At 46.2% G+C, this 2,316-nt stretch carries 2 protein-coding genes; one reads left to right on the top strand and one right to left on the bottom strand.

Annotated elements, in window-relative coordinates; genetic code table 11:
- Positions 1–515 (top strand): IS3 family transposase (locus tag OCH80_RS10090; RefSeq protein WP_404540629.1); only part of this gene is annotated, 515 nt, incomplete at its 5' end.
- Positions 516–616: 101 nt separating this feature from the next.
- On the opposite strand, the gene OCH80_RS10085 is transcribed toward OCH80_RS10090, so the two are convergent.
- On the bottom strand, positions 617–1,930 hold the full coding sequence (locus tag OCH80_RS10085) for a C1 family peptidase (RefSeq protein ID WP_404540627.1): 1,314 nt from the start codon (positions 1,928–1,930) through the stop codon (positions 617–619).
- Positions 1,931–2,316: the final 386 nt, after the last annotated feature.

Raw genomic sequence — 2,316 nt, 5'->3', positions numbered from 1 at the left:
TCTACGCAATTATTCCCGACAGACATTGGTTTACCGACGTGACAGAATTCCATCTCAAAGATCAAAAGCTCTACCTTTCTCCAATTATTGATGGTTGTACCCAAGAAATCATTTCCTACAATATTTCTAGGCACCCAGACCTTAAGCAAGTAATGACCATGCTAGATGATGCATTTGAGAAGCATCCGGCTCTTAACGGGCTTATTTTTCACTCAGATCGTGGCTGGCAATATCAGCACTATGCATATCAATCCGCTTTAGCTAATAGAGGGATCGATCAGAGTATGTCCAGACTAGGTAATTCTCTAGATGACGGCTTAATGGAAGGCTTCTTCGGCATTCTTAAGCGGGAGATGTTCTACGGTCAAGAACATAAATACAAGGACCTAAATGAGCTTGAACAAGCTATTCACAAATATATCGATTACTACAACAACGTAAGAATCAAAACAGGACGAAAAAACATGACCCCGATTGAATATCGGAATCATGTTCTAACAACCTTAACGGCGTAATACTAATTTGTCCCAATTTTTGGGGTCATATCATTCTGTTAGAGAACTGAGCGGTTTTTTCGTGCTTAATCCCGATGAAGGGCGGCGATAATCAGGACTCCTTAGGCTAATGAGTCCCAAGGCGCGAGTTCAACCGGAGTTGAAGAGAGCAGCTCTTGCTGGTCCTTAGTCAAGTATTTCTTGTGGACAACGACTTCGTAGACGTATTCCTTGAACCAGTTTTGGCTCATGACGAAGAAGCCCTTTTCCCCGGACTTGTCGCCCCAGGAGTTTTCCACCTTCCATTGGCGGATGTTGCCCTTATCTTCATCAACCCCGACCAGGGTCATGGCATGGGAAACTTCACCAGCGCCGGTAGCCAGGCGGTCAGCCTTGGACAGACTAAGGTCAACGTCAAAGAGGTCTTCCAGCTTGTAGAGGTCAGTGTCCAGGTAGCCGGTCTTGCGGTCCATTTGCCGCAGGACGTCGTTGCCGAACCAGACAGCTTCCCCGTCCTTTAATTGGGCAACAGCGGCTTGCTCCAGGTATTCCATCGGTTCATTCAAGAAGAGGATCGGACTGCCGCCTTCGACGTTGTCTTCAGCGCCCAGGTGGTAGAGCTTGCCGTATTCGTGGTCTGGTGCGTTGGTCAAGACTACGTAGTCGTCCAGGTCGACGTCAAAGTACTTGTTGAAGAAGGAGACTGGAGTCAAGTTCTTTTCCAGGTGGTAGTTCTTGTCGTCGTCTCTGTATTCCAGGTCAAAAGTCTTTGGCGGTTCACCAACGGCGATAGCAACCATCCGGTAGATTTCATTTAAGAAGGTCTTGCGAGCCGTCTCCAGTCCTTCCTGGTCACCTGCTTGAGCCAGGCGGCGCAAGGCCAAGGCGTCTTTTCTTTCCTTGTCAGCCAGGGCGCTGGCCAAGCCGTCAGTAGCAGAAGTATTGAAGCTTTCTGGCATAACGTAGCTTGGCACGACACCGTACTTCTTGACCAAAGAGATGGCCATGTGCCATTGGCCGCCATCGTGGCCGGCGAAGTCGAAATAGCTGCGGACTTCCCGGTCGTCTAATGGCTTATCAGCGGTTTCGATCACTTTTTCATAGAAAAGGTTGGCTCTTTCCAGTTTGTCCCAGAAGAAGTTGTAGCTTTGGGACAGGGTAAAGTTCTTGGCCTTATGCTTGGCACCGAAGTCGTGGCGCAAGACGTTCAAGGTTGAGAAAAGCCAACAGCGGCCGGACTGCTTTTGGTTGGTAACGTTGTCCGTGTCCAGCTCAGTGGAGAAGACGCGGGTCAAGCGGCCGGCAACGCGCTCATTGTATGATGCTTCCAGGATGCCGCTGCGGCCGGCAGCGCGGGCAAGAACTTGATTTTTGGGATCAGCGTTGAAGTCGCGGCTGAATTCCGCGATTTCTTGCAGAGTTAATTCATGACTCATATTATTTGTTCTCCTTTTGGTTGTGATACTGCTATCTTACCGTTAAACGGGGGATAATACAATTTTTATTGCAATTAAATATCAGCAGATAGGGAAGATGATGAGAAATATGAAAGTTGTTTCTATATATTAAAAATAATATTATAATGTAGCTTCATTTTTTAAAGCATTGTGATAACATGGTAAAAGTTATTATTACGCTTCTGATTGGATAGATATGAGGAACAAGACATGAGGAAGATTCTCAAAAAAGAAGCTATTTTTTCGGCTATTTCTTGCTGCTAGTGCAAAGTATCCTTTTCGTTACAATAGCCATTTGAACTCAAAAATCGAGACTGTCAATTCTTTTGTGTAAATAAATCTTTCCGGCTAATTGATTCTTTAAC

This window comes from Lactobacillus sp. 23-2 (genome assembly GCF_044902225.1).
In the GTDB taxonomy this organism is placed as follows: Bacteria; Bacillota; Bacilli; order Lactobacillales; family Lactobacillaceae; genus Lactobacillus; species Lactobacillus absianus.
The sequence above is the reverse complement of the archived record's forward strand: the minus strand, read 5'-3'. Positions and strand labels throughout refer to the sequence as shown.

Bases quoted from the DNA above. Each gene is read 5' to 3' on its own strand.
- OCH80_RS10085 (WP_404540627.1), bottom strand. From the start codon at position 1,930: ATGAGTCATGAATTAACTCTGCAAGAAATCGCGGAATTCAGCCGCGAC.